The sequence below is a fragment of the Halobacillus seohaensis genome, from assembly GCF_042663045.1.
GTDB classification, from domain to species: Bacteria; Bacillota; Bacilli; order Bacillales; family Halobacillaceae; genus Halobacillus_A; species Halobacillus_A seohaensis.
In genome coordinates, this window is the sequence record NZ_JBHSZV010000013.1 from 371,093 (window position 1) to 378,263 (window position 7,171).

Consider the following 7,171-nt stretch of genomic DNA (forward strand, 5'->3'; position numbering starts at 1 on the left):
TAACAAAATTAGAAGGAGGTTTCATAAGTGAAAGAAGAGCAGTATCAGCTAGCAGACCTTTCCGAAACTGAACGCGAACAAATAGAAGTTCTAGAAAAGGAATTTGGAAAAGTTCTAATTGCTTGGGAAAATGAGCAAACTCCCCATAAAACAAATTAAGTTAAAAAGGTGGTACCATCTCCCTTGATCTCCAATCCTGTTCAATCAACCTACTTATTTCCAAATAAATAAAGACTTCCACTGTTCCCCTAGCATGGGTCCAGTGTAAGTCTTTTATCCTATATCCCCTTTTCTCAGTACTACGTTCTAATTTGGAAAAAATATTTAATCATAATGACTCAAATACAACAAAGACTATAACGAAACTCTATTAAAGAAAATACTCACTGGAGTGGAGGATGTCAACGTGACAGATGAACGAGAAGATTTTATTGGTATTCAAGATGAAAATGGTCATGAAATGGATTTAGCTATTGCAGCTCAATTCGATATGGACGAACAATCTTATGCTTTACTGAAGGAAAACGATGAAGCCTTTCTAGTACGAGTTGAAACTAAGGGAGACGAACAATATTTAGTGAATGTAACAGATCCAACAGAAAAAGAATCGATTCTCGATGCTTACGAAATTGCGATGGAAGCAGATCCTGAGGATATTGAGGAGTAACAACCAATGAAAGAAACTATTGATACCATTCATCCTGACTTAAGGAATAAAATTGATAAGGAACTAAGTGGATTAACCTTCACAAAAAATTTTCGTTCAGCTACAGCTGAGGAATGGTACATCTTTTTACCTTCTTTTGTTGATCCAGTAACAAAAGGTGCTGTTGGAAAAGTGATCATTCAATATAATCTCTATGGAAATAAAGATGTTTTTATTAATACGACGATTATTTTTGATGATCCTGAGTTATATAAAGAGGAAATCCATCCTCTCGTCTACTCGGTTTCTGATAAAATTGTCAACCGTTTAGTTGGCTATGCAGACACACTTTTATCTGTACATGCTGGAAGTAACTCCTATAATGCTGAATATAAAGAGTAGTACTTGAAACCATAAACAACTAAGGCAATCAGTAGGGATTGCCTTAGTTATTTTACATCAGAGAATTATCACATAGTGGAAATTAGCTTATTATTTTGTGACCGTAATATTCCCATTCTTTGTCGTTAAATTAATGAGGTGGTCGCCATCCCCAATTACTGTGTCCCAATTAGAATCACCAAATATCGTGATTTTCCCATTACCTACTCTTGCATCTAATATCACATTTGTTGGCTCTTCTTCCGTTTCTATTGTAATACTTCCATTGTCGGATTCAAGTTCAATAGAACGATCTAGATCATCTGTGGTAAGCGAAATCGATCCATTATTAGTTTTCCCATTAATCTCACCATCAACATTACGAAGTGATATTTTTCCGTTATTTGAATGAGCCTGTAACACCTTAGAGGAGATATGGTCTAGGGTTATACTTCCATTCTTTGTCGTTAAATTTAAATCTGTTACGTTTAATTGTTCAGCATGTAAACTGCCATTATCAATGTCGATTTGTAATGATTTGTATAATTTCTCAGGTAAATATACCGACAACTTTGATGGACCAGTAAAAAAATCGAAGTTGATTAATTTATTTTTTGCATTAACTGTTTGAATATAAAGTGTATTTCCATCTTCTTCTACAGATAATAGCTCTTCAGGGTTCCTCGTTCTCTTCCCTACCGAAAGCTCTACCCTCGTTTTTATGTTTTTCGTAGGAATAATTTCTACCCTTTCATTATTCGCACTAATCGCTATCGCTTCAGTATTTGAACTATCGATTTCCTTTTCTTCGGTGAAGGTATTTGGTTGGTTAAAATTAAACGTTACCACACTTCCTACTCCACCCACTAGCAAGAGCAGGAATGCAAGAATCATTATTTTTTTCACATTATTCATGGTTTAAACCACCTTTGACAAGTCTTACATTATAATTTAAATAACGGACAAGTCCGGTTGTAATGAAACGTGTAACAAACAACATTCCGATTGCAATTATCAAGCCAAGACCCGTTAATGTAATGGAAAAGAATAAATCAAATAATTCAAATGTTCCTGGATAGATTGCTAGATTAACTAAAACCAATAAAGGAGAAACAATAAACGCAAGCCCTGATACCCAGCCCGCTAAAACGACGGCAACGACTGCAATAAATGGACCGAGCACAATCACTAAATTAAAAAAGCCTAATCCTATGACAGCCCATACAGCTCTCAAGACATTCCCAGTTGTAGATGTGTCCTCTACTTTTTCTAAGTAGTACGAAGCCAGTAACTCCTTCGCAATTTGGGTGGGTGAACCAAGGGACTTCGAAATTTCTTCTTCGGTTTCCCCCTCTTCTTTACCGATGTCAAAATGCTCTTGGAAATCTTGTAAAATGTCTTCCCTCTCATCTTCAGAAAGTCTTCTCAAAGATGTACTTAACTTTTTTAAGAATTGCTCTTTATTCATTTCAATCACCTTCCTTCAGAATATGATTAACACCATTTGAAAATTGCTGCCACTCGTCTGTAAGTACATAAAGATAATTTCTACCCTTTTCCGTTAGCTGATAATACTTACGAGAAGGACCTTCTTTTGATTCCTGTAAGTAGGTCGTAAAATATTCTTCTTTTTTTAATCTCCTTAAAAGTGGGTACACAGATCCTTCTGAGATCGCAATTTGGCCTGAAATTTTTTGCACAAGTTCATATCCATAACGATCTTGCTTATTTAGTAATGCAAGCACACAGAGTTCTAAAGCACCTTTTTTAAATTGTATATTCACGTTATAATCACCTTCATCCTTCGTTTTCACTATTATATATTAAACAGTACTATGTGATTACAATTAACTTATCTATGTAACGATACCACCCAGTACTATTCATTACAAGGTACTATATTTTATTATACCTAAGGAAAATTACTTTATGTGAAGTTTGCTTTATGGAGTTTGGAATAGAGGGAAAACAGCTCGCTTTCCGCGGATTTTTCCTATGAACGGGGTTACTACAAACGCAGTTATATTGAGGAGTACAGAGCATTTTCTGTGACTCCTAACTATTATATTCCTCATTCTTATGATAAGAGGATAAGGAACTGCCTTATTGTGGAATTCTCGATATCAAAAGATAAATTTTCCGAAATGGATTGGAAGAGGGGGGGCAGTGAGACTCCTGTAGCGTACGCGTCGTTGAGCCACCCGAATTGACCGTTTCGAATCGTTGCCATGAGCCCCTGCTCTGCTTCTAACGACGGAACCATGACTCTGTTCCTAATATTTATTTTAGCTAACTGCTTCGATTATTAAATAATTATAGAACCCATTTTCTATCTTTTGTAAAGGAAAGAGTGAACCATTTCGTATGTCCTTCAATATGAAGCTGCTGATCGAACTCTTTTCTAACTTTATCAAACTCATCCACGTTATTAATAATTGTGCCTTCACTTAAAACAAAGTCAATTTCAATAAAAATTGTTTTACCTACCTTTGTTACTCTCGTAAAGTCTTCATTAATATTATATTTGGCTTTTGCCAATTCCACGGCTTGAGTAACCTGATATTGAATGTCAGTTGATGGAGCCATCCAAAGTAGCTCTTTGGTGTTTTTAATTAACATTCGGACAGGGACCTTCAGAAAATATAATGAAACTAGTAATACCATAGCGGGGTCAATATAGGAGGTTAGGAAAGACAACGTTGTTTGGTTCAAGATCAGTGCAATGATAAATCCTAAAAGTACAGCTCCACTTAAAATAGTATCCATCAACCACTGAGCAGCCTCAGCTCTTACAAATTCAGAGTTACTCTGTTTGTTTTTCATAATGCGGTAAACGATGATACATAAAACAGTCGCAATCAGAGCATATAAGGCAGCAGGACCTAACGCAACTTCCCTCCCCCCTTTCAAAAGGTCAATGATTGACGTAGAAAAAGCAAATAGACACATAGCTATAATAGCACATGCCTTAAAGATAATAACTAAGGGTTCAATAACATCTTTACCATATTGAAACCGCTCTTGATCCTCTTTTTGGATAAACGAAAAAGCAAACAGGGATAACAAAGATAACCCCAAACTAATAAACGAATACAATCCGTCAAAAATGATCATTTGTGAATTTGCTAGTATCCCCCACGTGATACCCATTACTGAAAAGAGCAGTGCACCAAAGACCGATATTTTTAAGATCGTAGAATCATGATTATTTGTTTGCATTTCTAACCCTAACTTTCTATTTTACAGTCATTATAAAATATCTTGAATATAGTATGTAAGTGTAACTCTTCAACTATGGCATCGTGGTAGGATTTACTGAATCATAAAAAATATGTGAACGACAGTGATTTCGCAATGTTCCGACTATTATCCCTTTCATAAAAAACTATTCCCTAACATACAAAAAGGCAAGCATTCGAATAAGAATGCTTGCCTTTCATCAATTACCTTAAAAATTCATGATTGCCGATTACAGTTGTTACTTCTTGGCTACTTAGATAGCTACTTTGCGCTTTATCCGGGTTATAGAAGAAAAGTGAATCACGATCATATCCCTGGTAAGCGAGCGCTTCTTGCACTGCGCGTTTTGACTCATTGCCAGCTGGTTGATGAATCGTCCCATTCAGAACTGGTGAGAATTGATAACCATCATGAATGACATCGTATATAGAGTCTGGGAAACGATCACTTTCTACTCGGTTAAGAACGACAGTAGCAACTGCAACTTTACCTGCATAGCTTTCCCCTTTTGCTTCAGCTTCAACTAGACGATCAAGAAGATCTTTCTCTGATTCGCTAGGAACAACAGGAAGCTGCAACTGTTCACCAGGATAAATCTCAACGTTAGATTTATTATTCATGGCTTGTAGTTGCTTTGCGGGTACACCGTATTTCATGGAAATTTTATATATTGATTCGCCTTTTTGGACGGTATGCGTATTGGCATGTGCAGAACTTTGCGTCGGAAATGAAAAAGTTAAAACGCTACATGTTGCGATTCCGACCATCAACATTTTCTTGAACACTTGAAATCTACCTCCCTTAATTATGATCTACTTCAAAGTAACATAGAAGGCAAATTTCTTGAACTATTAATTCTTTCCAGTGTTTGAATTTTACGCGTTGTTAAATCTTATTGTTAATTTTTTCCTTTGTTTTTAATCCCTCAGGATCAAAACCGTACCATTCAAACCAGATCTCTCTTGTCTTCCCTCTATATTTTTAGAGCGTTTTTAATACAAATACTCTTAAAATTATAGACTTCAATAAAAATAATTCATATTACAACTGTTTATTAGAGAAACTATACTTAACAGTTTATACGATATTTTCCTGAGAGGATGATGATCATGGCGCAATCTAATATGCACATAATTCTTCGTTTAGAAATAAATAAACAACAAATTTCTTTTGGAGAGATTGCCACTTCTATTGGTAATGCTGGTGGCGATGTAGTAGCACTAGATGTAATCAATGAGGAGCAAGATACCACAATAAGAGATTTAACAATCAAAGTGAATAACAAAGACGGTCAGGAAACAGTAACCCAAGCTATCCAGTCTTTAGTCGGGGTTAATATTAAGCATATTTCCGATCGAACCTTTTTAGTTCACCTCGGTGGTAAAATCGAAGTTCGCCCTAAGCTTTCGATTGATAATCGCGAGGAATTATCTCATGTCTATACACCTGAGGTTGCAAGGATTTGTACAGCTATCAACGAAGATCCATCCCTTGCACACAATCTAACGATAAAAAATAACGCTGTTGCCGTTATTTCAGACGGAAGTGCTGTACTAGGTTTGGGGAAAATAAAACCAGAAGCTGCGATGCCAGTGATGGAAGGAAAAGCAATGCTTTTTAAACAATTGGCAGATATTAATGCTTACCCTCTTTGTCTTGATGTTGAAAACACCGAAGATATTATACAAATCATTAAATCACTCAGCCCCGCTTTTGGTGGAATTAATTTAGAAGATATCGCTTCCCCGGGATGCTTTGAGATTGAAGAACGGTTGAAAAACGAGCTTAATATACCTGTCTTTCACGATGATCAGCATGGCACAGCAATTGTAGTCTTAGCTGGTATTTTAAATGCTTTGAAATTAGTAAATAAAGACTTAAGTATCTGCAAAGTTATTATCTGCGGCATAGGAGCAGCAGGAATTTCTATTACAAAGATGCTATTAAAAGCAGGCGTAAAAAATATAATTGGCGTTGATAAAAATGGTGCAATAACAAGGGTTGAGAACTATGAAAATAAGATGTGGACGTGGTATGGGGAGAACACAAACCCGAACATGGAACAAGGTTCTCTATCGGCTGTCATCCAAGATGCAGATATTTTCATTGGTGTGTCTGTAGGTAATATTCTCCAAGTAGAAGATATTAAAAAAATGGCAAAGAACCCTGTTGTTTTTGCCCTAGCAAATCCTGATCCTGAAATCTCACCAGAAAAAGCAAAACCCTATGTGAGGGTGATGGCCACGGGAAGATCTGATTTTCCAAACCAAGTCAACAATGTGTTATGTTTCCCGGGAATTTTCAGAGGAGCTTTAGATTGTAAAGCCTCAATTATAAACGAAGAAATGAAGCTAGCAGCAGCAAAGGCTATTGCAGCTACAATTCCAGAGGATGAATTGAACGAAGATTATATTATACCAGGTGTGTTTAACAAGAGTGTTGTTTCTAATATAAAGAAGGCAGTAGTAGAAGCAGCGCATGACACAGGGGTTGCAAAAAACTAATCATCCTTTAGTACCCAGTGAAGTGGGGAGGTTCGAATTTCCCCTATTCTTTCTTTTTATCTCTTTACCAACGTAACGGGTTCCGTATCCTATCACAAAACTCGAAATCACACTATAAAATGCACTTATATTTGTATGACTAATTGCAATGTATTTTAGTGATATTTTATTTTCAATTGCTTCTTCAACAAAAGCCCCAGATTATGGAAGGATCACCTTCGAGACATTCCGGTGGTTTCCGTTACAAAGAATGGCACTTGAAGGTCCGGGAAATCACTCGCTTTCCGTGGGCATGAGGTGAGCTTCCTCAGGCTACGCCGAGGCCACTGAAAAAGTCGGTAAATTTTAAGAAAAGCAAATCCCTAAAAATTCTATCCCCATTTTCAGTTTATAAATTAGG

Annotated in this window: 9 protein-coding genes; 4 read left to right on the forward strand and 5 right to left on the reverse strand. The window is 36.4% G+C overall.

Annotated features, from left to right (window positions below; genetic code table 11):
• Positions 1–27: 27 nt before the first annotated feature.
• From ACFQIC_RS06260 to ACFQIC_RS06270, 3 genes are all read left to right on the forward strand, one after another.
• Complete coding sequence (locus tag ACFQIC_RS06260) at positions 28–159, forward strand: hypothetical protein (protein ID WP_390216988.1); 132 nt, start codon at positions 28–30, stop codon at positions 157–159.
• Between the two features lie 247 nt (positions 160–406).
• Positions 407–667, forward strand: a complete 261-nt coding sequence (locus ACFQIC_RS06265) for a DUF1292 domain-containing protein (RefSeq protein WP_390216989.1) — start codon at positions 407–409, stop codon at positions 665–667.
• A 6-nt stretch (positions 668–673) separates the two neighbouring features.
• Positions 674–1,048 carry a hypothetical protein gene (locus tag ACFQIC_RS06270; RefSeq protein WP_204710971.1) on the forward strand — a complete coding sequence of 125 codons (375 nt, stop codon included), beginning with the start codon at positions 674–676 and terminating at the stop codon, positions 1,046–1,048.
• A 90-nt stretch (positions 1,049–1,138) separates the two neighbouring features.
• Here the strand turns inward: ACFQIC_RS06270 and ACFQIC_RS06275 are convergent, their stop codons facing one another.
• The 5 genes from ACFQIC_RS06275 to ACFQIC_RS06295 all read right to left on the reverse strand — a co-directional run bounded on the left by ACFQIC_RS06275 (position 1,139) and on the right by ACFQIC_RS06295 (position 5,052).
• Positions 1,139–1,942, reverse strand: a complete 804-nt coding sequence (locus tag ACFQIC_RS06275) for a DUF4097 family beta strand repeat-containing protein (RefSeq protein ID WP_204710970.1) — start codon at positions 1,940–1,942, stop codon at positions 1,139–1,141.
• Complete coding sequence (locus ACFQIC_RS06280; protein ID WP_204710969.1) at positions 1,935–2,495, reverse strand: HAAS signaling domain-containing protein; 561 nt, start codon at positions 2,493–2,495, stop codon at positions 1,935–1,937. Before ACFQIC_RS06280 ends, ACFQIC_RS06275 begins: the two co-directional genes overlap by 8 nt.
• 1 nt (position 2,496) lies before the next feature.
• Positions 2,497–2,811 carry a PadR family transcriptional regulator gene (locus ACFQIC_RS06285; protein WP_204710968.1) on the reverse strand — a complete coding sequence of 105 codons (315 nt, stop codon included), beginning with the start codon at positions 2,809–2,811 and terminating at the stop codon, positions 2,497–2,499.
• Between the two features lie 529 nt (positions 2,812–3,340).
• Positions 3,341–4,246: a cation diffusion facilitator family transporter gene (locus ACFQIC_RS06290; protein WP_204710966.1), complete on the reverse strand. Its 906-nt coding sequence runs from the start codon at positions 4,244–4,246 to the stop codon at positions 3,341–3,343.
• Between the two features lie 224 nt (positions 4,247–4,470).
• On the reverse strand, positions 4,471–5,052 hold the full coding sequence (locus ACFQIC_RS06295; RefSeq protein WP_204710964.1) for a cell wall hydrolase: 582 nt from the start codon (positions 5,050–5,052) through the stop codon (positions 4,471–4,473).
• 315 nt (positions 5,053–5,367) lie between these two features.
• Here ACFQIC_RS06295 and ACFQIC_RS06300 point away from each other — a divergent pair, with 315 nt between their 5' ends.
• The gene (locus ACFQIC_RS06300) at positions 5,368–6,771 is read left to right on the forward strand and encodes an NAD-dependent malic enzyme (RefSeq protein WP_204710962.1); all 1,404 of its coding nucleotides are present in this window, start codon (positions 5,368–5,370) and stop codon (positions 6,769–6,771) included.
• Positions 6,772–7,171: the final 400 nt, after the last annotated feature.